Origin of the sequence: Bordetella pseudohinzii, from assembly GCF_000657795.2 — a bacterium.
In the GTDB taxonomy this organism is placed as follows: Bacteria; Pseudomonadota; Gammaproteobacteria; order Burkholderiales; family Burkholderiaceae_B; genus Bordetella; species Bordetella pseudohinzii.
On record NZ_JHEP02000009.1, the window covers coordinates 48,798 to 71,655 of the forward strand.

General features: G+C 67.4%; 23 protein-coding genes. 15 read left to right on the plus strand and 8 right to left on the minus strand.

Features of this window, described 5'->3' with window-relative positions; genetic code table 11:
- Window positions 1-79 precede the first annotated feature (79 nt).
- The 6 genes from L540_RS12760 (at window position 80) to L540_RS12785 (ending at window position 7,129) form a co-directional block, all read left to right on the plus strand.
- Window positions 80-817, plus strand: a complete 738-nt coding sequence (locus L540_RS12760) for a hypothetical protein (RefSeq protein WP_231584795.1) — start codon at window positions 80-82, stop codon at window positions 815-817.
- A gap of 83 nt (window positions 818-900) precedes the next feature.
- On the plus strand, window positions 901-2,460 hold the full coding sequence (locus L540_RS12765) for an EAL domain-containing protein (RefSeq protein ID WP_043211933.1): 1,560 nt from the start codon (window positions 901-903) through the stop codon (window positions 2,458-2,460).
- Between the two features lie 68 nt (window positions 2,461-2,528).
- Window positions 2,529-3,734 (plus strand): ABC transporter substrate-binding protein, encoded by a 1,206-nt coding sequence (locus L540_RS12770; RefSeq protein WP_043211734.1) that lies wholly within the window; start codon window positions 2,529-2,531, stop codon window positions 3,732-3,734.
- Window positions 3,735-3,750: 16 nt separating this feature from the next.
- Complete coding sequence (locus L540_RS12775; protein WP_043211736.1) at window positions 3,751-5,640, plus strand: ABC transporter permease; 1,890 nt, start codon at window positions 3,751-3,753, stop codon at window positions 5,638-5,640.
- On the plus strand, window positions 5,640-6,404 hold the full coding sequence (locus L540_RS12780; protein ID WP_043211936.1) for an ABC transporter ATP-binding protein: 765 nt from the start codon (window positions 5,640-5,642) through the stop codon (window positions 6,402-6,404). Before L540_RS12775 ends, L540_RS12780 begins: the two co-directional genes overlap by 1 nt.
- Window positions 6,401-7,129 carry an ABC transporter ATP-binding protein gene (locus tag L540_RS12785; RefSeq protein ID WP_043211738.1) on the plus strand — a complete coding sequence of 243 codons (729 nt, stop codon included), beginning with the start codon at window positions 6,401-6,403 and terminating at the stop codon, window positions 7,127-7,129. Before L540_RS12780 ends, L540_RS12785 begins: the two co-directional genes overlap by 4 nt.
- A gap of 1 nt (window position 7,130) precedes the next feature.
- Here the strand turns inward: L540_RS12785 and yddG are convergent, their stop codons facing one another.
- Both yddG and L540_RS12795 read right to left on the minus strand, forming a co-directional pair.
- Complete coding sequence (gene yddG / locus L540_RS12790; protein WP_043211740.1) at window positions 7,131-8,039, minus strand: aromatic amino acid DMT transporter YddG; 909 nt, start codon at window positions 8,037-8,039, stop codon at window positions 7,131-7,133.
- 218 nt (window positions 8,040-8,257) lie between these two features.
- Entirely contained in the window at window positions 8,258-8,587 is a 330-nt protein-coding gene (locus tag L540_RS12795; RefSeq protein ID WP_043211742.1) for a DUF4148 domain-containing protein, read from the minus strand.
- Window positions 8,588-9,072: 485 nt separating this feature from the next.
- Between L540_RS12795 and L540_RS12800 the strand changes: the two genes are divergently transcribed.
- The 6 genes from L540_RS12800 (at window position 9,073) to L540_RS12820 (ending at window position 12,661) form a co-directional block, all read left to right on the plus strand.
- On the plus strand, window positions 9,073-9,468 hold the full coding sequence (locus L540_RS12800; protein ID WP_197085653.1) for a hypothetical protein: 396 nt from the start codon (window positions 9,073-9,075) through the stop codon (window positions 9,466-9,468).
- A 16-nt stretch (window positions 9,469-9,484) separates the two neighbouring features.
- Window positions 9,485-9,658, plus strand: coding sequence for a hypothetical protein (locus L540_RS21895; RefSeq protein ID WP_165590439.1), 174 nt, complete (start codon window positions 9,485-9,487; stop codon window positions 9,656-9,658).
- Between the two features lie 96 nt (window positions 9,659-9,754).
- Entirely contained in the window at window positions 9,755-10,333 is a 579-nt protein-coding gene (locus tag L540_RS12805) for a YceI family protein (protein ID WP_043211747.1), read from the plus strand.
- Window positions 10,334-10,430: 97 nt separating this feature from the next.
- A complete protein-coding gene (locus L540_RS12810) occupies window positions 10,431-11,219 on the plus strand; it encodes an amino acid ABC transporter substrate-binding protein (RefSeq protein ID WP_043211748.1) in 789 nt (262 codons plus the stop codon).
- Window positions 11,220-11,247: 28 nt separating this feature from the next.
- A complete protein-coding gene (locus L540_RS12815) occupies window positions 11,248-11,901 on the plus strand; it encodes an amino acid ABC transporter permease (RefSeq protein WP_043211750.1) in 654 nt (217 codons plus the stop codon).
- Between the two features lie 7 nt (window positions 11,902-11,908).
- A complete protein-coding gene (locus tag L540_RS12820; RefSeq protein ID WP_043211752.1) occupies window positions 11,909-12,661 on the plus strand; it encodes an amino acid ABC transporter ATP-binding protein in 753 nt (250 codons plus the stop codon).
- A 103-nt stretch (window positions 12,662-12,764) separates the two neighbouring features.
- Here the strand turns inward: L540_RS12820 and L540_RS12825 are convergent, their stop codons facing one another.
- From L540_RS12825 to L540_RS12845, 5 genes are all read right to left on the minus strand, one after another.
- Complete coding sequence (locus tag L540_RS12825; protein ID WP_043211755.1) at window positions 12,765-14,282, minus strand: tripartite tricarboxylate transporter permease; 1,518 nt, start codon at window positions 14,280-14,282, stop codon at window positions 12,765-12,767.
- 7 nt (window positions 14,283-14,289) lie between these two features.
- Complete coding sequence (locus L540_RS12830; protein ID WP_043211757.1) at window positions 14,290-14,760, minus strand: tripartite tricarboxylate transporter TctB family protein; 471 nt, start codon at window positions 14,758-14,760, stop codon at window positions 14,290-14,292.
- 266 nt (window positions 14,761-15,026) lie between these two features.
- Complete coding sequence (locus L540_RS12835; protein WP_043211759.1) at window positions 15,027-17,255, minus strand: NADP-dependent isocitrate dehydrogenase; 2,229 nt, start codon at window positions 17,253-17,255, stop codon at window positions 15,027-15,029.
- Window positions 17,256-17,554: 299 nt separating this feature from the next.
- Window positions 17,555-18,178, minus strand: coding sequence for an N-acetyltransferase (locus L540_RS12840; protein WP_197085654.1), 624 nt, complete (start codon window positions 18,176-18,178; stop codon window positions 17,555-17,557).
- Entirely contained in the window at window positions 18,175-19,059 is an 885-nt protein-coding gene (locus L540_RS12845; RefSeq protein WP_043211761.1) for a hypothetical protein, read from the minus strand. Before L540_RS12845 ends, L540_RS12840 begins: the two co-directional genes overlap by 4 nt.
- 500 nt (window positions 19,060-19,559) lie before the next feature.
- Between L540_RS12845 and L540_RS12850 the strand changes: the two genes are divergently transcribed.
- From L540_RS12850 to L540_RS12860, 3 genes are all read left to right on the plus strand, one after another.
- Entirely contained in the window at window positions 19,560-20,489 is a 930-nt protein-coding gene (locus L540_RS12850; protein WP_043211940.1) for a S66 peptidase family protein, read from the plus strand.
- 12 nt (window positions 20,490-20,501) lie between these two features.
- Window positions 20,502-20,696, plus strand: a complete 195-nt coding sequence (locus L540_RS12855; RefSeq protein WP_043211763.1) for an Arm DNA-binding domain-containing protein — start codon at window positions 20,502-20,504, stop codon at window positions 20,694-20,696.
- A 73-nt stretch (window positions 20,697-20,769) separates the two neighbouring features.
- Window positions 20,770-21,798: a sensor domain-containing diguanylate cyclase gene (locus L540_RS12860; protein WP_043211766.1), complete on the plus strand. Its 1,029-nt coding sequence runs from the start codon at window positions 20,770-20,772 to the stop codon at window positions 21,796-21,798.
- 13 nt (window positions 21,799-21,811) lie between these two features.
- Here the strand turns inward: L540_RS12860 and L540_RS12865 are convergent, their stop codons facing one another.
- Window positions 21,812-22,660 carry a helix-turn-helix transcriptional regulator gene (locus tag L540_RS12865; protein WP_231584796.1) on the minus strand — a complete coding sequence of 283 codons (849 nt, stop codon included), beginning with the start codon at window positions 22,658-22,660 and terminating at the stop codon, window positions 21,812-21,814.
- Window positions 22,661-22,858 lie beyond the last annotated feature (198 nt).

Sequence of the window (22,858 nt, forward strand, 5' to 3'; positions counted from 1 at the left end):
TTACTTTAATTATGGTAAATAAGCCACTGATTTAATTGGCAATAGGCGCCTGCTTGCAGGGGCGCCGCCTGATAACGGAATGGCTTCTTCGATGACTGTCGCCCTGGCGCGCTTTGTTTACGGTTTTTCCCTGGCCTGGATCGCGGCCGCGATATTGCTGGCCCTGGCCGGGCTATGCCTGGTCCTGGTGCGGCGTGCCGTGCAGACTTTCGAGACGGAGCGGCATCAGGACCTGGCCAGCGGCGTCCTGGTGTTTGTGTCCGTGGTCGCGGCGCTGGCCGCCTGTTATGCCAGCGGCCATGCCTTGCATGCCTGGCTGGGCCGCAGCGCGCTGGTCGGCGGCCAAGCCCATTGGCTGGCGGGCAACAGCCATGTCTCGGCCGCCGCGCTGATGGGGGCGACCGCGGCCCTGGGCCTGGCCGCCGCCGCCCCCGGCCTGTGGCGCCGTCTGCGCGAACCGCGCGCCGAGAAAACCCCGCAGCGCCCCGCCAAACCTGTCATGCCCGCCAAGAGCGCGGCCAAGACCCGCAAGGCCGCCAAGCCCGCGCGGGCGCCGCGCGTGGCCGGCCTGGGCTGGGGCGCGCTCTTCCTGGTTCTGTTGGGCGGGATCTTGCTCGCCTTTGCCTATATCGTCGCGCCGCTGGATCCGGCGCCGCTGGCCGCCGGCGCGGATGCAAAGGCCATCGCGCGCGCCGGCCTGCATGCCGAGCATGCCAGCCGCGCGCGGCCGGTCTATTACGCGGCGGCCGGTCTGCTGGGCGCGGGCGCGCTGGTTTTCCTGGGCTGGTTGTTCTCCCGCAGACGCGAACAAGCCTGAGCGCGCAAAACTCAGGTACGCTGGAGCCACGAGGCAATGTGGCCTAGACACAGGGGCGATAGCGAAGAGTGCAAAACGCCGATTTGACCGTCCGTCATGGCAGGCATTGGCGCTATATCGCGCTGGCGGCGGCCTTGCTGCTGCCCCTGCTGGCCTGCCTGCTGCTGACATGGGCCGGCGCGCAGCGGCTGAACCTGAAGCAGGCGCAGACCGAGGCCAGCATCAGCCGCAACCATATCGAGCGCATCCTGCGCGAGGCCTGGGCGGCGGTCGACGCCATGGGGCCGCTGCTGTCCGAGCCCTGCGAGGATGCCCAGCCCGTCCTGTCGCGCATCATCAGCATGCGCTCGTATTTCCGCGCCCTGGCCCTGTTCGACGGGCGGCAGGTGTATTGCTCCACGCTCATCACCCTGCCGCGCGGCACCGTGTACCAATGGCCCGCGGACATCCCGACCGGACGCTGGCTGCGTTTGGTCGGCGGCACGCCGCTCATGCAGGGGCGCCCGGCCTTGCTGGCCGGCGCGGCTGGCCCGGGCGAGCGCCACGCGATGGCGGTCATCGACAGCCAGCACCTGCAGGATCTGCTGGATTCGGTGGCGTCCTTGAACCAGCACCATATCGAACTGAAGATCGATGGCGGCATGATGCTGACCAGCCGTCCGGCGCAGGATCCGCCCATGGCGCCAGACGGCGCGGTGAGCGCCCGGGAGTCTTTCACCTCGGAGGGCGTGCCCGTCATCATCGAGGTGTCCTTGCCGGGCGCGGAGGTTCGGGAGGAATGGCGGAGCCTGTTGCTGGTCTTTCTTCCGGTGGCGCTGGTTCTGGGCTGCCTGATGGCATGGGGCGTGCATCGCCTGCAGATGCAGCGCCTGAGCTTCCGCGACCAGATGCAGCGCGGCATGCGCGCCGGTGAGTTCCATATGGAGTACCAGCCCATCTTCGGCATCGCCAGCGGCCGCTGCGAAGGCGCCGAAGCCTTGATGCGCTGGGAGCGGCCGGGGATGGGGGCGGTCAGCCCGGAGGTATTCATTGCCGCGGCCGAGGCCGAGGGCATCATCGTCGCCTTGACACGCCACGCGCTGCGCCTGATCGAGCGCGACCTGCCGCTGATGACCTTGCCGCCTGGTTTTCATCTGAGCGTGAACGTGGCGGCCGACCATCTGCGGCGCGACGATTTTATCGATGACATCGAGACCTTCGCCGCGCGGGTCGCGCCCAGCGCGCCGCAACTGGTGCTGGAGCTGACCGAGCGCAGCCTGGTCGAGGACAGCGGCCGGGTGCAGCTGCATCTGCGCAGCCTGCGCGCCGCCGGGGTGCGCATCGCCATCGACGACTTCGGCGCCGGCTATTGCTCTTTGTCGTACTTGCAGCAGTTTCCGGTGGATTACCTGAAGATAGACAAGCTTTTTATCGAGGCGATCACCGGTTCCGAGCCGGAAACGCCCGTCCTGGACCTCATTCTGGCGCTGGCCAGGCGCCTGGACCTGGCGGTGGTCGCCGAGGGCGTGAGCGAGCAGGCGCAACTGGACTATCTGCGCGCCCATGAGGTGACCTATGCCCAGGGTTTCCTGGTTTCGCGGCCCTTGCGGGCCGAGGCCTTTGCCCAGTGGTACCGGGTGCGGGGACAGGCCCCGCTCGCCTGAGGGCCGCGCCTCGGTGTACTCTGTGGCTCGCGCGCCGGCGCGCGTCACATATCACGATGAGGAAGATCATGAAGGTTTGCTTGGGCGGCGTCCGGCTGCTGATGGCGGCGGGCTTGACGGCCCTGGGCGCGGCCGCGGCCGCGCAGGACACGATCCGGATCGGCGAGATCAACAGCTATAAGGCGCAGCCCGCCTTTCTGGAGCCGTATAAAAAAGGCATGCAGCTGGCCGTGGACGAGGTCAACGCGGCCGGCGGCATCGGCGGCAAACCGCTCGAACTGGTGATCCGCGACGACAACGCCAATCCGGGCGACGCCGTGCGAGCGGCCGAGGAGCTGTTCTCGCGCGAAAAAGTCGATGTGCTGACCGGTTCTTTCCTCTCGCATATCGGGCTGGCGCTGAGCGATTTCGCCCGCCAGAAAAAGGTGTTCTTCCTGGCCAGCGAACCGCTGACCGACAAAATCGTCTGGCAGGACGGCAATCGCTACACCTACCGTTTGCGCACCTCGACCTATATGCAGGTGGCGATGCTGGTGCCCGAGGCCCTGAAACTGAAGAAAAAGCGCTGGGCCATCGTCTATCCCAATTATGAGTATGGCCAGTCGGCCGTCGGCACCTTCAAGACGCTCATGAAGGCCGCGCAGCCGGACATCGAGTTCGTGACGGAACAGGCCGTGCCGCTGGGCAAGGTGGACGCGGGCAGCGTGGCCCAGGCCCTGGCCGACGCCAGGCCGGACGCGATCTTCAATGTGCTGTTCGCCACCGACGTGACGAAGTTCGTGCGCGAAGGAACCACCCGCGGGCTGTTCACGAACAGGCCGGTCGTCAGCGTGCTGACCGGCGAGCCCGAATACCTGGACACTTTCCGCGACGAGACGCCCGAAGGCTGGATCGTCACCGGCTACCCCTGGCAGTTCATCGACACGCCCGAGCACCAGGCCTTCTTGAAGGCCTATGAGGCCAAGTTCAAGGATTATCCGCGCCTGGGCTCGGTGGTGGGCTATAGCGCCATCAAGTCGCTGGCCGAGGGCATGCGCCGCGCGGGTTCGACCGATACCGAGGCCATGATCAAGGCCTTCGCGGGCCTGAAACTCACCATCCCCTTCGGCCCGATCGAGTACCGCGCCCTGGACCATCAATCCACCATGGGCGCCTATGTAGGCCGGCTGGCCTACAAGGACGGCAAGGGCATCATGACCGATTTCCGCTATGTGGATGGCGCCAAGGTGATGCCGCCGGACGAAGAAGTGCGCAAGCTGCGTCGGGCGGACTGAGGCCGCGGCGAAGCGCATGGATTTGACGGGTTTTCTGGCGCAGCTGCTCAACGGCCTGGCCGAGGCGTCTTCGCTGTTTCTGGTGGCGGCCGGGCTGTCGCTGATCTTCGGGGTCACGCGGCTGGTCAATTTTGCCCATGGCTCGCTCTATATGCTGGGCGTGTATATCGCCTATGCCCTGGTCGAGCGCATCGGGGGCGGCGCGCTGGGTTTCTGGTTCGGGGTGCTGGCCGCCGCCCTGGCGGTGGGCGCCCTGGGGGCGCTGATCGAGATAGTCCTGCTGCGCCGCATCTACCGCGCGCCTGAACTGTTCCAGTTGCTGGCGACGTTTGCCCTGGTGCTGGTGATCAATGACGCGGCGCTCTGGCTTTGGGGCGCGGAGGATTTGCTGGGCCCGCGGGCGCCGGGCTTGAGCGGGGCGGTCGACCTGCTGGGCCGGCGTTATCCGGTCTACAACCTGGTCCTGATGGCGATCGGCCCCGTGGTGCTGGGGCTGTTGTGGTTGCTCCTGACCCGCAGCCGCTGGGGCCGGCTGGTGAGGGCGGCCTCGCAGGACAGGGAAATGCTGGGCGCCCTGGGGGTGAACCAGGCCTGGCTGTTCACGGGCGTGTTCGCGCTGGGCGCCATGCTGGCCGGCCTGGGCGGCGCGCTGCAGCTGCCGCGCGAGCCGGCCAGCCTGGGCCTGGATCTGCGCATCATCGGCGACGCTTTCGTGGTCGTCGTGGTGGGCGGGATGGGATCGCTGCCGGGCGCCTATGTGGCGGCCCTGCTGATCGCCGAGATCAAGGCCTTGTGCATCGGCCTGGGCACGGTGCAGTGGCTGGGGATCAGCCTGTCGTTTTCCAAGCTGACGCTGGTGGTGGAGTTTCTCTTCATGGCCGTGGTGCTGGTCATCCGGCCCTGGGGCCTGTTCGGCAAGCCTCAGGTGGCCAGCCGCGGCACCGCGCCGGTGGAGGCGCCGCTGGCCTTTGCCTCGCCGCGCACGCTGGCGGTCTTTGCCGCCGTGCTGGCCTGCCTGGCGCTGCTGCCGCTGGCGGCCCAGGCGCTGCCCTATGCGGTGGTGCTGGCCCAGGACGTCCTGATCGCCGTGCTGTTTGCCGCCAGCCTGCACTTCATCATGGGGCCGGGCGGCATGCATTCCTTTGGCCATGCCGCGTATTTCGGGCTGGGCGCCTATGGCGCGGCGCTGCTGCTCAAGGCCGCCGCCTTGCCGATGGAAGCCGCGCTGCTGTTCGCGCCGCTGGCCGCCGGCCTGGGCGCCCTGGTCTTCGGCTGGTTCTGCGTGCGGCTGTCGGGCGTCTATCTCGCCATGCTGACCCTGGCCTTCTCGCAGATCGTGTGGTCGGTGGTGTTCCAGTGGGATGCCTTCACGGGCGGCTCGAATGGCATGGTCGGCGTCTGGCCGGCCGATTGGCTGTCGGGCACGGCGTTCTACTATGCCGTCCTGGTCATGGCCGGGCTGTCGCTCTGGGCCTTGCGCCACATCCTGTTTTCGCCCTTTGGCTATGCTTTGCGCGCGGCGCGCGATTCGGCGCTGCGCGCCGAGGCCATCGGCATCGACGTCAGGCGCGTGCAGTGGGCCGCCTTTGTCGTGGCCGGCCTGTTCGGCGGCTTGGCAGGCGCGCTTTTTGCCTTTTCCAAGGGCAGTATTTCGCCCGATGTCATGGCCGTGGGCAAGTCGGTCGACGGCCTGGTCATGGTGCTGCTGGGCGGGGTGCAGACCCTGGTCGGCCCCATTGTGGGCGCGGCCAGCTTCACCTTCATCCAGGATTATGTGATGCGCGCCACGGAGTACTGGCGGGCGCTGTTCGGCGCCATCATCCTCTTGCTGGTCCTGGCCTTTCCGCAAGGCATTGCCGGATTCTGCGGCCAGCTGGCGCGGCGCTGGCGGGGGGCGCGGGCATGATGCTGCACGTGCGCGACCTGGCCGTGGCCTTTGGCGGCGTGCGCGCCGTCGATGGCGTGAGTTTCGATTTGCGGGCCGGAGAGCTCCTGGCCTTGATCGGGCCGAACGGCGCCGGCAAGTCCACCCTGTTCAACCTGCTGGGCGGGCAGCTGCGCGCAAGCAATGGGTCCGTGCGCCTGGATGGACAGGAACTGCTCGGCCGCAAGCCGCGCGAGATCTGCCGGCTGGGCGTGGGGCGCACCTTCCAGATCGCCGCCACCTTCGCCTCGCTGACGGTCGCCGAAAATGTGCAGATGGCTTTGCTGTCCCATCACGGCCAGATCTTTGCCTTCGGCCGGACGGCCGCCCGGCGTTACCGCGGCGAGGCGCTGGCCCTGCTGGCGCAGGTGGGCATGGCCGAGCAGGCCGACCGCCCTTGCAGCGAACTGGCCTATGGCGATGTCAAGCGGGTCGAGCTGGCCGTCGCGCTGGGCGGCGACCCCAAGCTGCTGCTGATGGACGAGCCCACGGCCGGCATGGCGCCGGGCGAGCGCCAGGCCTTGATGGCGCTCACCAAGCGCCTCGTCCTGGAGCGCGGCCTGGCGGTGCTCTTCACCGAACACAGCATGGACGTGGTCTTTGCCTATGCGGACCGCTTGATCGTGCTGGCGCGCGGGCAGCTTATCGCGCAAGGGCAGGCCGATGCGATCCGCAATCATCCCAAGGTGCAGGAGGTGTATTTCGGCACCGGCAGGACGTTCGAAGCCGCGGGGGGGAACCGATGAGCACGCCCTTGCTTGCGGTGCGCGGGCTCGATGCCTGGTATGGCGCGGCCCACATTCTTTTCGGCGTCGACCTGGAGGTCGGCCGCGGCGAAGTCGTGGCCCTGATGGGGCGCAATGGCGCGGGCAAGTCCACCACGATCAAGAGCATCATGGGCCTGGTGGCGCGGCGGCGCGGCGAGCTGCGTTTCATGGGCCGGGATATCGCGTCGCTCGCGCCCTATGAGGTGGCGCGCCTGGGCCTGGGCTATGTGCCCGAGGACAGGCGTATTTTCACGGAGCTGAGCGTGGCCGAGAACCTTGACATGGGCCGTCAGCCGCCGCGCCGCTGGCCGGACGGCAGCGAGGCGCCGAATTGGCGGCCGCAGGACCTCTATGCCTTGTTTCCCAATCTGGGCGCCATGCCGCAGCGGCCGGGCGGACAGATGAGCGGCGGCGAACAGCAGATGCTGGCGGTGGCGCGCACCTTGATGGGCAATCCCTATCTGGTGCTGCTGGATGAGCCCTCGGAAGGGGTGGCGCCGCTTATTGTCGAGCAGATGGCGCGGATGATCCTGCGCCTGAAGGCCCTGGGCGCGAGCATTCTGCTGTCGGAGCAGAACCTGCATTTTGCCGCCCTGGTGGCCGACCGCGCCTATGTGCTTGAAAAAGGCCAGATCCGCTTCCAGGGCAGCATGGGCGGGCTGATCGCCGACGAGGCCGCGCGGCGCGCCTATCTGAGCGTGTGACTCAGGCGCGCGCCCGCGTGGCCTGCCAGCACACCAGCGAGCCCAGCGTCACCATGGCCACGCCCTGCCAGAAGGCCGCGCCGGGCTGTTGCCGCAGCCAGACGGCGGCCAGGAGCGCCGAGAGCACGGGCGTGAAGTATGAGGCCGCGGCCAGAAAGGCCATATTGCCTTTCTGTATGCCGTGGTTCCAGCAGCTATAGCCCGTGGCCACCAGCGCGCCCAGGACCAGCACTTGCCCGGCCGCGCCCGGATGGGCGGCCAGGGCATCAAGCACATGGGCCTCGGCGCTCAGGCCATGTTGTATCCACAATAGCGTGGCGGTGGCCAGCAGGAATAGCGCCACGCCGTTTTCGCCGCGCCCGTAGCGGCGCGTGAGCACGGAATAAGCGGCCCACAGGCCGGCGGCCGCGAAAGCCAGGCCGTAGGCCAGCGGGTTGCCCGCGATATGGGCCTGCAGGCGGCCCAGCGACAAGACCTGGCCATCGCCGGTGATCCAGACGATGCCCAGAAAGGACAGCGCGGCGCCCGGCCACAGCAGCCAGTTGCCGCGCGCCTGGCGCGCCAGCACGGCCACGACGATGGTCAGGCTGGGCCAGAGATAGTTGATCATGCCCAGTTCCAGCGATTCGGCCCGGGTATGCGCCAGGCCGATGGCCAGCGCCAGGCAGATTTCATAGGCGGCAAAGAGGGCGCCGCAGCCATAGAGATAGGCGGGATGAAAGCGCGAGAGGGCGGGCAGACCGCGCACCAGGCAGACCAGCAGGGCACTGACGGTGAACAGGCAGGCGGCGCCGCCTGCCGGACCCAGGGCTTCGGAAATGCTGCGTATCAGGCCGACGGCGGCGCTCCAGCAGACAATGGCGAGCAGGCCGATGGCCGTGGCCCTGGACGGCGGGGAAGAGGAAGGCAAGAGACGACTCGGTATACCAGGCAAGCGCGCATGGTAAAGCACATCGCCCAAAAAGAAACGCCGGCGGAGGAGCCGGCGTTTCCGGCCGGAACCTGTCCGGCCAAGGCCGATGTTCTGGCCTCTTGCTGCGCTGGACCGATGCTCTGGTCCAGGTACTGCGCGAGCCGATGCTCTGGCTCGCTACTGCAACTGCATCGCGCGTGGCTCGCGCTGACTGCTTAGTTGGCGTGGGGCGGGTAGTCCAGATCGCCGAAGGTGTATTCACCATTCGCCTTGGCGCGGGCCAGCTCGTCCTTGACTTGTTGGCGCGTCTTGCCGGAGGTGCTCACGGCCGTGACGGGCGGGTAGTCGTTTTCGCCGAAGGTGTATTGGCCGTTGGCCTTGGCCTGGGCCAGGTCTTCTTTCACCTGGGCGCTGCTCTTGGCCTGGTCTTGCTGGCCGTAGACGCCCTGGAAGGGGACGTTGTTGGGCTCGATGTTCTGCGAGGCATAGGCGCCGGCGCTCAGCACGGCCATGGACATCAACAGGGCGGAAGTCAGGGTTTTCATAGCGGTTTCCTTTAGGTCTAGGTTCCTGGGAGCGGACCTGGCGGAGCTACCGTCAAAGTTCGTTTTTGTTTCCCAATGACTGCATTGTGCGCCTGCATTGATCTAGGATAAACCCGGTAATCCTGAAAAGATTATTCCATTTATCGATGTAATAAATGACAGAAAACGCTATTGACCTAATAGTAATGGAATTGGACCCCGGGCTTTCAAGGGGACACATCTTGGTCCATTGTGCTCGGTCGAGACGGCCCGTCAACATGGATTCGTTTTCGAACAAAAACGCGCTTATTCGCGGAGTTCCTTCGGTTCGGGGCGGCTCGGACGCCGGTCTTCCGGTTTTCGGGCCGCCTATGGCATAGTGGGGCGTATCCCTGGGTAACACGCTGGTTCCTGGGTGGCCGCGCCCTGGCGCCGGCCGCCCCTCGCGGGCCGGGTCACCGGCCTATCCGTTTCCGCCCCGGAAACGTTCATAGAGGGAGGTCCACATGCACAAACGAATGCAATGCTGGCTGGCGGCCGCTTGCCTGGCCGCGGCATTGGGGCCGGCGCAGGCGCAGATCGCCACGCCGGCCGCGCCCGCCAAACCGGCGCCGCGCAGCGCCATCGTGGTCGATGGCAATGGCTGGCTGGCGGCTTCCGACCTGGAGCGGCGCGCCTTTCTGGTGGGCGTGGCCAATATGATCGTGGCCGAGAACGCCTATGCCAAGCGGCGCAAGCTGGACGAACCCGGAGCGGCCAAGGCGATTACCGAGGCGCTTAGCGGCATGAATCTCTGGCAGTGGAGCGAGCGGGTGAGCGCCTGGTACCGTGCCCATCCGGACAAGCTGTCCACGCCGGTCATGGGCGTCATCTGGCGCGACATCGTCAAGCAGGCTCGTTGAGCAAGGAGGACAGATTATGAAGCGGAAAGCCAAATTCGCGGCGGCCCTCCTGGTGCTGGCGCTGGCCGGCTGCGCGACGGCCGCCGGCGGCCTGATCGGCGGGGGCGTGGACCGGGCTTCGGGCGGCGACGGCACGGCGGGCGCCATGATAGGCGCCGGCGCCGGCATGATGATCGATATTTTCGATTGAAGCCGGTTTGACCCGGCGCAAGCCACGGGTACGCTGCCTGACGATAAACTGAAACCAGGGCGGCCGCGAGGGCCGCTCTCCTAATAAGGAGTCAGTATGAAATCCCTGGCTTTGCTGGCCGCCGGCCTGGCCTTGGCGGTGCAAGCGGCGCAGGCCGCGCCTGTCACCTACGACATTGATCCTTCGCATACCTATCCGAGTTTCGAGGCCGACCATATGGGCGGGCTGTCGACGTGGCGGGGCAAGTTCAATCGCTCCAGCGGAGTGATCGTGCTGGACCGCCAGGCCAAGAGCGGCACGATCGATGTCACCGTGGATATCAATTCGGTCGATTTCGGCCATGACGAGATGAATAAGCACGCCGTGGCGCCGGATATTTTCGATGCGCAGAAATACCCGACGGCGACGTTCAAGGGACGGTTTACCGAGTTCGACGGCGACGAGCCTGAGAAGGCGCGGGGCGAGCTCACGCTGCGCGGCGTCACCCGCACCGTCACCCTGGACATCGACGACTTCAAGTGCATGATGCACCCCATGGAGAAGCGCGAGGTCTGCGGCGCCGATGTGTCGACCGAGTTCAACCGGCGCGATTTCGGGCTGGATTTCGGCTTGGACATGGGCTTTAAGCCCAAGGTGGAGCTGAAGATCCAGGTCGAGGCCTTGCGGCGCCCCTAGCCGGGGCAGGGATGGGGCCGGACCGATATAATGGCGGATTCGGTTCGCTGCCGGGGCGTGGGGCCCCGGCATTTACCCGTTTTTGCGCCCTATCCAAATGAAAAAACTCAGTGCTGTCTTGATGATGTCCGCCTTGCTCGCCGCCTGCGGCCAGAGCGATAACGCCCCGCAGGCCAGCGCGCCTGCCGCGGCCGTGGCCCAGAAGGTCGTGGTCGGCCTGGACGATAATTTCCCGCCCATGGGCTTTCGGGATGAGAAAAACCAGCTGGTGGGTTTTGACATCGACATGGCCAAGGAAGCCAGCCGCCGCCTGGGCGTGGAGGTGGAGTTCAAGCCCATCGATTGGAGCGCCAAGGAGGCCGAGCTGAACGGCAAGCGCGTCGATGTGCTCTGGAACGGCCTGACCATCACCGAGGAGCGCAAGAAGAACATCGCCTTCACGGCGCCTTATATGGCCAATCACCAGATCATTCTGGTGGCCGCCAATTCGCCCATCAAGACTCGCGCCGACCTGGCCGGCCACGTCGTGGGCGCGCAGGACGGCAGCAGCGCCGTGGACGCCATCAAGAAGGACGAGGCGGTCTTCAAGAGCCTGAAAGAACTGAAGATGTTCGGCGACAACGTGACCGCGCTGATGGACTTGTCGGCCACGCGCCTGGACGCCGTGGTCGTTGACGAGGTGGTCGGCCGCTACCTGGCCTCCAAGCGCGAGGGCCAATACCGCGTGCTGGAAGAAAACTTCGGCACCGAGGATTATGGCGTGGGCGTGCGCAAGGACGACACCGAGCTGCTGGGCAAGCTGGATAAAACCCTGGCCGAGATGAAGCAGGACGGCACCTCGGGCCGCATCGCCACCCAGTGGTTCGGCGCCGACATCATCAAATAAGGCCGGCGGGCCTTGGCCCGCTCACCCCATGGACTACGTCATATCCCTGTTGGGGCCCATGGCCGAGGGTGCCAAGGTCACCCTCTCGCTGTTCTTCATTACCCTGGCCCTGGCCGTGCCCCTGGGCCTGGCCCTGGCGCTGGCGCGCATCTCCAAATTCAAGCTCTTGTCCAGGCTGGTCAACGGCTATATCTGGCTGATGCGCGGCACGCCGCTGATGCTGCAGCTGCTTTTCATTTATTTTGCCTTGCCCTTCGTGCCGGTGGTGGGCGTGCGGCTGCCGGACTTTCCGGCGGCCATCGTCGCTTTCGCGCTCAACTATGCCGCGTATTTCGCCGAGATCTTCCGCGCCGGCATCCTGTCGGTGGACCGGGGGCAGTACGAGGGCAGCAAGGTCCTGGGCATGACCTATCTGCAGACGCTGCGCCGCATCGTGCTGCCGCAGATGGTGCAGCGCGTGCTGCCGCCCATGAGCAACGAGACCATCACGCTGGTCAAGGACACTTCGCTCATCTATGTGCTCGCGCTCAATGACATCCTGCGCACGGCGCGCGGCATCGTGCAGCGCGATTTCACCACCACGCCCTTTCTGGTGGCGGCGGCTTTTTATCTCATCATGACGCTGGTGCTGACCTGGTTCTTCCAGCACCTGGAAAAACGCTATGCCAAGTATGACGAATAGCCCGCCCATGATCCGCGCCCAAGGCATCGTCAAATCCTTTGGCGCGGCCAGGGTGCTCGATGGTGTGTCGCTGACCCTGCAGAAAGGCGAGGTCGTGGCCGTGATCGGCCCGTCCGGTTCGGGCAAGAGCACGTTTCTGCGCTGCCTGAATCACCTGGAGACCATAGACGAGGGCGGCATCGAGGTAGAAGGCGAGGCGCTTGCCCGCGCCGTGCCGGGCGGCAAAAGCCAATATGCCCCGGACGCCGAGGTGCGCCGCATCTGCCGCAAGATGGGCATGGTGTTCCAGTCCTTCAATCTGTTTCCGCACATGACGGTGCTGCAGAATGTGATCGAGGCGCCCATGACGGTCAAGGGCATGAAGCGCGACGCCATCGTGCCCAAGGCCGAGGAGCTCTTGCGCAAGGTGGGTTTGATCAACAAGCGCGACAACTATCCGGGGCGGCTGTCGGGCGGCCAGAAGCAGCGCGTGGCCATTGCGCGCGCGCTGGCCATGGAGCCGGACATCATGCTCTTTGACGAGCCGACCTCGGCCCTGGATCCGGAGCTGACGGTGGAGGTGTTGCGCACCATGCGCCAGTTGGCCGAAGAGCACATGACCATGCTGGTGGTCACCCACGAAATGGGCTTTGCCCGCGAGGTGGCCCATCGGGTCATTTTCATGGACCAGGGGCGCGTCGTGGAAGAGGCGCCGGCGCGCCAGTTTTTCGATGCGCCGCGGCAATCGCGCACCAAGGCCTTCCTGGGGCAGATGCTCTGACGGCCCGCTGGGGCCGTTTTCCATCCCGCTGACCCCAAAAAAAGCGCTCCCTCGGGAGCGGCCGCCCCCGCGGTGTCGGGGACGGCGGCCGCAATGGGCGGGCTCAGCCTTGCAGGGCCATGTCCTTGCGGCGCTGGCGCTGGCGCAGGGCCGAGATGCCGAGCAGGGCGATCAAGGCCAGGCAGGCCAGCACAAAGCCCAGGCTGATCGGGCGGCTGACGAAGACCGACAGATCGCCGCGCGACAGCAGCAGGGCGCGGCGGAAGTTCTCCTCCACCATGGGGCCGAGCACGAAACCGAGCAGCAGCGGCGCGGGCTCGAAGCGCAGGCGCATGAGCAGATAGCCGGCCACCCCGAAGAAAGTCACCATGCCGACGTCGAAGAGATTGTTGTTGGTGCTGTAGACGCCGACGCAGACGAAGAACAGGGCCGCCGGGAAGAGATAGCGGAAAGGCACGGTCAGCATGCGCACCCACATGCCGATCAGCGGCAGGTTGAGCAGGAGCAGCAGGACGTTGCCGACCCAGAAGCTGGCGATCAGGCCCCAGAACATATCGCCATGTTCGACCATCATCTGCGGACCCGGCTGGATGCCGTGGATGATGAGCGCGCCCAGCATCAGCGCCATCACCGGGTCGCCGGGGATGCCCAGGCTCATGGTGGGGATGAAGCTGGTCTGGGTGGAGGCGCTGGTGGCGGCCTCCGGGCCGGCGATGCCTTCGATGGCGCCGCGGCCGAAGCGCTGCGGTTCACGCGCCACTTTCTTCTCCGTGGCGTAGGAGATAAAGGAGGCGATCGTGGGGCCGGTGCCCGGCAGGATGCCGAAGGCCGCGCCGATGGCGGTGCCGCGCACCAGCGCGCCGCGCGCCTGCTTGATGTCGCCGGGCTGGGGGCGCATGGCGCTCATGCTGATCTTGCTGGTGGCGATGCCGCCGCCGTCGCCGATGCGGTTGATATTCTTCAGGAAGTCCGCGACGCCGAACAGGCCCATGGCCAGCGCGACGATCTGCAGGCCGTCGCTGAGCTCGAGGATGCCGAAATGGAAGCGCATGGTGCCGGTGTTGACGTCGGTGCCGACCACGCCCAGCAGCAGGCCCACGACCACCATGGCCACGCCCTTGAGCGCGGAACCCTTGGCCAGCGTGGCGCCGGCCAGCAGGCCCAGCATCATCATCGAGAAGTATTCGGCCGGACCGAACTTGAAGGCCACGTCCACCAGCATGGGCGAGAACAGAATCATCGCCAGGATGCCCACCGATGCGCCGCAGAAGGACGAGAACATCAGCATGAACAGCGCCGAGCCGGCCTTGCCATTGCGCGCCAGCGGATTGCCGTCCAGGCAGGCGACCGCGTGCGAGGCCGTGCCGGGCAGGTTGAGCATGATGGACGTGATGCCGCCGCCATACTGCGAGCCGTAATAGATGCCGGAAAGCATCACCAGGGCCGCCGTGGGCGTCATGGTGTAGGTCAGCGGCAGCAGGATGGAGATGGCGGCCAGCACGCCCATGCCGGGCAGCACGCCGATCAGGTTGCCCATGAACACGCCGAAGACCGCCCACAGCAGGTTGTCCAGGGCGAAGGCCACGCTGAAACCGTGGGCCAGGTTGTTGAGGATTTCCATGGTGTGCTCAGCCCCAGCGGAACAGCGGGAACTGCAGTTGCAGGCCCCAGGAGAAAATGGCGACGCCCAGGATGGTCACGCCGACGGCAAGAAGGGCCGCGCTCTTGAGGGTGTGCTGGCGGTCGCCGAGCGCGGAGATGAAGACCAGCGCCAGCGTGGCGGGCACGAGGCCGCCGTACTGGCCCAGCAGCATGAAGGCGGCCAGCCCGCCGGTGATGCAGCCCCAGCCGCGCCATTGGGGCGGGGCCTCGTGTTCGGCGGCTTCGGCTGGGTCTTCCTCGGGGCTGCGGCTGCGGGCGATGGCCAGGCCCAGCAACGCCAGCAACACACCCAGAATGGCCGGAAACAGGCCGGGGCCCATGCGGGCCAGCGTCCCGAGCGGGTAGGTGGTGGCCAGGGCGAAAGCGCCCAGCCCCAACACGATCATGGTTCCGCCTGCCACCCACTCCCGGCGGGCAGGCCTTGGCTCTTGCTGCATCCTCGTCTCTCCTCTTGCTTGGCTGACGGATGTCTTAATCCAAGCTGACGTTGGGTTGAAAAGGCGTGCAGTCTAAAAGCCGAAACTTCCGTTCTGCTTTCAATCGTCGCTTAAGTGGCGCTAATTTACGGGAAAATACCTATAACTTTCATTAAGCTTTCTTTAAGGTGTCGGAGTGGAAAGGCGGCGCGCGGCGCCGGGCATCCCGGGAGCGCGGCGCAAAAAAAAGCGGCCCGCAGGCCGCTTTTGGGTCATGCCGACAGCGTTCAGGCGATGGTGGCCAGGATGCTGTTGAGCGTGGCGCTCGGGCGCATGGCCTGGCTGGCCTTGTCGGCGTTGGGCTGGTAGTAGCCGCCGATGTCGACCGGCTTGCCTTGGGCCGCCTTGAGCTCGTCGAGGATCTTGGCCTCATTGGCCGCCAGGGCGGCGGCGGCCGGCGCGAACAGCGCGGCGAGTTCCTTGTCTTCGGTCTGGTCAGCCACGGCCTGGGCCCAGTACATGCCCAGGTAGTAATGGCTGCCGCGGTTGTCCAGGCCGCCGACCTTGCGGTCGGGAGACTTGTTGGTGTCCAGGAACTTGCCGGTGGCCTGGTCCAGGGTCTTGGCCAGCACGCGGGCGCGGGCATTGCCGTAGGCGCTGCCCAGGTGATCCAGCGATTCGGCCAGGGCCATGAATTCGCCCAGCGAGTCCCAGCGCAGGAAGCCTTCTTCGAGGAATTGCTGCACATGCTTGGGCGCGGAACCGCCGGCGCCGGTTTCGAACAGCGCGCCGCCGGCCATCAGCGGCACGATGGACAGCATCTTGGCGCTGGTGCCCAGCTCCATGATGGGGAAGAGGTCGGTCAGGTAGTCGCGCAGCACGTTGCCGGTCACCGAGATGGTGTCCTTGCCGGCGCGGATGCGCTCGATCGACAGCTTGGTGGCCTCGACGGGCGACAGGATGCGCAGATCCAGGCCATTGGTGTCGTGGTCCTTCAGGTAGTGCTTGACCTTGGCGATGAGCTGCGCGTCGTGCGCGCGGTTCTCGTCGAGCCAGAACACGGCCGGCGTGCCGGTGGCGCGGGCGCGGGTGACGGCCAGCTTGACCCAGTCCTGGATGGCGGCGTCCTTGGTCTGGCACATGCGCCAGATGTCGCCGGCTTCGACGGGCTGCTCCAGCAGCACGGCGCCGCTGGCGTCGATCACGCGCACCACGCCATTGGACGGGATGATGAAGGTCTTGTTGTGCGAACCGTATTCTTCGGCGGCCTGGGCCATCAGGCCCACGTTGGGCACGCTGCCCATGGTGACCGGGTCGAAGGCGCCGTTGCGCTTGCAGTCTTCGATGACGGCCTGGTAGACGCCGGCATAGGCGCGGTCGGGAATGACGGCCTTGGTGTCTTCGAGCTGGCCGGCGGCATTCCACATCTTGCCGGAGTCGCGGATCATGGCCGGCATGGAGGCATCGACGATGACGTCGCTGGGCACGTGCAGGTTGGTGATGCCCTTGTCGGAGTTGACCATGGCCAGCGCCGGCTGCGTCTTGTACAGGGCCTCGATGTCGGCCTTGATGGCGGCTTGCTGGTCGGCCGGCAGGCTGCCCAGCTTGGCGTAGAGGTCGCCGATGCCGTTGTTGGGATCGAAGCCGGCCTGCTTGAGGGCGTCGGCGTGCTTGGCCAGGACGTCCTTGTAGAAGACCGAGACCACATGGCCGAAGATGACCGGGTCGGAGACCTTCATCATGGTGGCCTTCAGGTGCACGGAGAACAGCACGCCTTGCTTCTTGGCGTCGTCGATCTGGGCCTGCAGGAAGCTGCGCAGCTTGCCGGTGGACAGCACGGCCGCATCGATGACCTCGCCGGCCTTGACGGCGACCTTGTCCTTCAGGACGGTCTTCTTGCCGTCGGCGGCGGTCAGTTCGATGGACAGATCGCCGGCGGCGGCGACGGTGGTGGATTTTTCGGAGCCGTAGAAATCGCCGCTATCCATGCTGGCGACGTGCGACTTGGAGTCGGCCGACCAGGCGCCCATCTTGTGGGGGTGCTTGCGGGCGTAGTTCTTGACCGACAGCGGGGCGCGGCGGTCGGAGTTGCCTTCGCGCAGGACCGGGTTGACGGCGCTGCCCTTGACCTTGTCGTAGCGGGCCTTGACGTCGCGTTCGGCGTCGGTCTTGGGCTCGTCCGGGTAGTCGGGCAGCTTGTAGCCCTGGGCTTGCAGTTCCTTGATGGCAGCCTTGAGCTGGGGCATCGAGGCGCTGATATTGGGCAGCTTGATGATGTTGGCTTCGGGCTTGAGCGCCAGCGCGCCCAGCTCGGACAGCGCGTCGCCGATGCGCTGCGCGTCGGTCAGGAATTCGGGGAATACGGCGATGATGCGGCCGGCCAGCGAAATGTCGCGGGTTTCGACCGTGATGCCGGCGGGCTTGGCGAAGGTCTGGATGATGGGCAGCAGCGAACGGGTGGCCAGGGCCGGGGCTTCGTCGGTGAAGGTATAGATAATCTTCGGAGTGTTAGACATAGTCTTTTTGGACTGCCCGTGTGCGCTGCGCGCATCCGGACATACTTTGCGCAATACGCTGTAGAGTTTGTCGGGAGTGTTAAGCAGGTCGACGCGCCGCCGCTAACCGCCGCGGATCGAGAGGCGCTCGCTTGGCCGCTCCGGCGGGAGCGGAAAAGCGGGCGCATCCCGTCTGAACGGGCAGCGTCGTCCCTTCCATGCCGGCACGCGCCTCCTTATTGGGTTGGAGAGCTGCGGGGCCGCCACATCTCTCGATTGTAATACCTGCGCCGGCGTCACGCGCGGCGGCGGCCCCGAGGTCAGGGACGGATACCGTCGCGCGGCGCGGCCGCGTGCGGCCGGTGCCGGCCGGCCTGGCCGCGCCGCGGGGCCAGGCGCAGCAGGGTGTCGAGGGTCCAGCCCCGGCCGCAGAGGATGCGCCGGGTATGCAGGTCGTCCAGGGTGCCGGGGTCGGGCCGGCGCGGCAGGCCGTAGAGCCGTTTGTCGGCGACGCGGACATAGCCGGATTCGTGGCGGGCGGCCAGGGCCTGCCAGAGCGCATGGGCCCCCGGCGACTGGCGCGCGCCGCTCATGAGGCAATAGCCGGCCTGCAGTTCGCGCTGGTAGAGGCTGGCGGCCAGGCCCCGGCGCTGGTAGGCGGCGCGCAGGCGCGCATGCGGCGAACGCAAGACCCCGTCGATGCGCCGGTTGACCTCGATGAGGCGGTTGAAGACGATGCAGCCCGCCAGCCGGCCCTGGTCCGCATCCTCGATATAGACGAAGAACTCGCCATCGGCCTCCTGGCGCCAGACCCGCAGAGGCGCGGGCAGGGCCGCGGCCAGGGCCCGGGCGGGATCCAGCCGGCCGGCATCGCGCAGCCGGGTTTCCAGGGCGTCCAGTTCGGTTTCGACAGCGGCGATATCCCATTGCACATCGATTCTCATGCCGCCTGTCCCAGGCCGGGCAGGGGGCCGGCCCAGCAGCCGCTGCGCAGTTCGCGCGGCGGCCGCGCGGCGTGCACGCGCGCGCTGGATTCCCAGGCGTGTTCGCAGACCTCGACGCCGGCATAGACGCCATAGCCTTCGCCGGCCTGGATGCGGCCCTCGGCGGCCAGGCTTTCGCCGGCGCGGATGCTGCCTTCGGCCAGGATGTCGCCGCGCGCCTTGATGCCCCAGCCGGCGCCCAGGTGGCCGCCGGCGCGCACGTCGGCGCCGCATTCGATGCCATGGCCGGCCTGCAGGCGCTGGGCCGCGTCGATGCCGCCGCCAGCGCGCAGGCCTTTGGCGCAACAGAAGTCGTCCAGCGCGGTGAGCGATTCGCCCACGATGCAGTCGCCGCCCACCTCGGCCGCGCCGCGGCACAGCAGTTCCCAGCCCGCGCGCAGGGCTTCGCAGTCCAGTTCAGCGCCGGTTTCGATATTCCACTCGGCCTGGATGAGGCCGCCGGCCTGCAGCTTGCCCTCGGCGCGCAGCGAGGCGCCGCACTTGATGTCGCCGCCGGCCACGATGGCGCCGCCGGAGGTGATGCCGCCGCCAGCGTGGATGTCGCGGCCGGCGCGCAGCAGGCCGCCGACCTCGATGCTGCCGCGCACCCGGATCGTGCCGGCAAAGACCAGGGCCTCGGCGTTGACCTGGTCCAGGGTCAGGACGGCGTCGGTGGGGCCGAACTGGTCCAGGAGCCAGCAGGCGTCATTGACGCGGTCGTCGGCCACCAGCGCGTCGAGCAGTTCCTGGTAGCTGCTGTCCTGGCGGGCATGGCGGACGTACCAGCGAAAACCGTCCGCGCAGGGCTGTTTGGCCTTGATGAAAGCCTTGGTGATGTCCATGCGTATTCCTACCGCCCGCCTTGGAGCGGGACGACAAGCGCGCCGGCAGGGGCGCGCAGTTGGGCGCGGGCTATGCCCGACGACCTGGAGGAAATGCGCTTAGGGGAGGGTGCTGAGGTCGCCGGGCTTAATCATCTGCGGCGAGGAGGGGCGTGGTGCCGGCCTGGCGGCCACGCGGCAGCGCGCCGCGCAGCGGAGCGGGCGTGCAATCCAGGCGGGCGGCATACACGAGGCGGGTCATGGCCCGGGATTGTACAAGGCTGTCTTGGAAAGCGCAGCCCGCGCGGGCTGGCGAAGCGCGGGGCGCGCTTGGCATAATCGCGGCATTCGCATTGCGGGGAATAATCATGATCGATGCCTGGGACCGCCGTCGTTTTCTCGGCCTGGCCGGCGCCTCGGCCGCGCTGGCCCTGGCCGGTTGCGCGGCGCGGCCGACGCGCGCGCCGCGTGTCCCGCGCGCCGCCGCGCCCGCCGCGCCGCCCCTGCCTGGGGCGCGGGCGGTGCCGGCGCTCAAGCCTGGCGCGGTGGTGGCGGTGGTGGCGCCGGCCTCGGCCGCCGAGGGCGCGGCCGAGGACGCCGCGCAATGGCTGGCGGGCCGCGGCTACGAGCCCAGGCTGCTGGTGGGCGCGCGCATGGACGCGCCCTACGATTACCTGGCCGGCCCCGACAGCCTGCGGCTGGCGCAGCTGCACGCCGCCTTCGCCGCCCCGGAGGTCGGCGCCGTATGGTGTCTGCAGGGAGGGTTCGGCTCCTGGCGTCTGCTGGACCAGATCGATTACGCCATGATCCGCCAGCATCCCAAGCCCTTCATCGGCTATAGCGACATCACGGCGCTGCATCTGGCCTTGCAGCGGCGCACGGGTTTCGTGACCTTCCATGGGCCCATGCTGGGCCAGGACTTCATCCATGGGCGCGAAGCGCCGACCGAAAGCCTGGCCTGGGCCATGCTGGGCGGCCAGCTGGGCGAGGGCAGCTGGATAGAGGCGCCGGCGTCCAGCCAGCTCGTCGCGCTGGCGCCCGGGCAGGCCAGCGGCCGGCTGGCCGGCGGCAATCTCGCCCTGATGTGCGCGCTGATGGGCAGCGACGACGAGATCGACACGCGCGGCGCCATCCTCTTCATCGAGGACGTCAATGAATTGCCGCCCCGGGTCGACCGCATGCTTGCGCAGCTGGCCGCGGCCGGCAAGTTCGACGGCGTGGCCGGCGTGCTGGTGGGCAATTTCACGCGCGGCGCGCCGGGCAGCGATCCGGGCGGGCAGAGCCTGTACTGGCCCATTCTGCGCGAGGCTTTGCAGGGCCTGGGCGTGCCGGTGCTGGCCGGCTGGCCCAGCGGGCACTGGGATCCCAACCTCATGCTGCCGCTGGGCGCGCGCGTCACCCTGGATGCCAGCCGGGGCGCCCTGCGCCTGGACCAGGCCGTGGTGACTTGAAGGGAGGCGGACATGGACCGGGGATTCGAGGGCGTGCGCCCGGCATCGGAGTCGTCGATCGAGATCGGCTTCGTTTTCGAGGGCCGGCATTGCGTCGAGCGTTTGCGGCTGAAGCCGACGGCGGCCAATCTGAAGCGGGCGGCCGAGCGGCGCCGGGAGATCCTGGCGGCCATCGCGCGCGGCGACTATGCGCCGCCGGCCAAGTGATGTCGGGAGCCGGCTTGCGCGGGGCGCAGGCCGCGGCTAGGATCGTTGCATCGCCTCATGACCGCCGACCATCATGGACCCGCTCATCTCCCAACTTGCCGCTTCGCTGCCCGCGGCCAAAACCCTGGAGCAGCTCACCCGGCCCTTGCTGGACATGCTGGGCGTGGTCACCGGCATGGAGTCCACCTATCTGACTTCCATCGATCTGCAGAGAAACGTCCAGCAGGTGCGTTACGCGCGCAACGAGGGCGCGATGGAGATTCCCGAAGGCCTGGAGGTCGATTGGTCGGACACCTTGTGCCGGCGGGCCCTGGACGAAGGCTGTCAATACACGGCCGACGTGGGGCAGCGCTGGGGCGATTCGGATGCCGCGCGCGCCCTGGGCATACAGACCTACCTGAGCGCGCCGGTGCGCGCCGAGGACGGCCGTCTGCTGGGCACGATCTGCGCGGCCAGCGCCGCCGTCAAGCCGCTGTCGGCGGAGGCCCGGGCCGCGATCACGCTGTTTTCCAGTCTGGTGGCCGGCTTCATCGAACGCGAGATGCTGATGCGCGAGCTGCAGGATGCCAATCAGTCGCTGCGCGATGTGGCGCTGCGCGATGCGCTGACGGGCCTGCCCAACCGGCGCGCGCTCTACGAAACGCTGGACATGGCGCTGGCGCGCGCGGCGGCCAGCGGCGACACGGTGCTGGTGGGCCTGATGGACCTGGATGGTTTCAAGCAGATCAACGATACGCATGGGCACCAGACGGGCGACGCGCTGTTGTGCGCGCTGGGCAGGCGGGTGGCGGGCGCCCTGCGCCCCGGCGACGTATTGGGCCGGCTGGGCGGTGATGAATTCATGCTGGTCGCGCCCGGGCCGGCTGATCGCGCCCAGGCCGACGAGGCGGCCGACATGCTGCAGCGGCGCATGCAGGCCGAATCGGTAGGCGAGTATGCCTTGGGCGGGCTGCGCCTGGCCTATGGCGGCGCCAGCGTGGGCGTGGCGGTGGTCAGCCCGGGCGCGGACGCCGATCACGCCGTGCTGTTGGCCGATGCGCGCATGTACGAAGCCAAGCGCGTGCGCCGCGTCCGGCCCCAGGGCAATTCCGGCGTGGCATGACGACGCGGCGGGTTTAGCTTGGCCCGGCCGGCCGGGCCCCGGCCTGGCGCGGCGCGATGCCATAGGCGCGCCGGAAAGCCGTCGAGAAATTGGCCGGGCTGCCATAGCCGGCGATTTCGGCCGCGCGCGCCACGCTCACGCCGTCGCGCTCCAGCGCGGCGCGCGCCCGGCGCAGGCGCGCATCGCGCCGGTATTCGTCCACCGCGCTGTTCCAGGCGGCGCGGAAGTGCCTTTGCAGCGTGTTGACGCTCAAGTGGTAGCGCGCCGCGATCTGAGCCAATGACCATTCGTCGGCCGCGCCGCTTTCCAGGAGTTCGCGCACCTGCGCCATGCGCAGGAATTTCCGGCGGCTGAGCGGGTTCGCCGTGGCGGACGGCTGGCCCAGCACGCTGGCCGCCTCGCGCAGCAGTTCAAGCGCGCGCGCTTCGAGATAGAGCGGCAGGAGATCCGGATCCTGGCGCGGCGGATGCAGGAGCTGCTGCAAGCGGGCCAGGCCATTGCGCGACAAGGGCCAGCGCCGCGGCTGCAGCGGCGCCAGCTGGCGCAGGGCGCCATCGGGCCGCAGGCGGGCGGCCAGCCATGGCGGCGAGACGGACAGCATGACAGCGCGCTCGATGTCGCCCCGGCGCGATTGCCGCAGCAATTCAAAGCTCGCCGGCGTGCTCCAGGCCAGGCCATGGCCGGCCAGGGAGGCGCGCCGCGCCAACACCACACCCTCCACGCTCAGGTCCGCGCCGCCGCTCAAAGCCATCACGATGTGCAGGCCGGGGCCTTCCTGGCTGCGCAGGGCAATCCCTTGCACATCGCGCCAGTCCATGCGGCGCAGCACCAGGCCGGCGCCCAACTCATGTGTTTCGCACATGCCCTCGAAGCGGGCCGGGCTCGCGCGCCCCGCGCCCAGGTAGCGGTTGGCGGCGGCGGTTCCCGCCTTTGGTGCTGGGACAAAGCTTTGTGGTGGCACGGCAAATGTTTCTCAATATCAAGCTGACATAATCATGAACGACAAATGGTATTACAAATCATTCCTAATTAGAAAGGCCTGTCCCTAAATATTGCATAG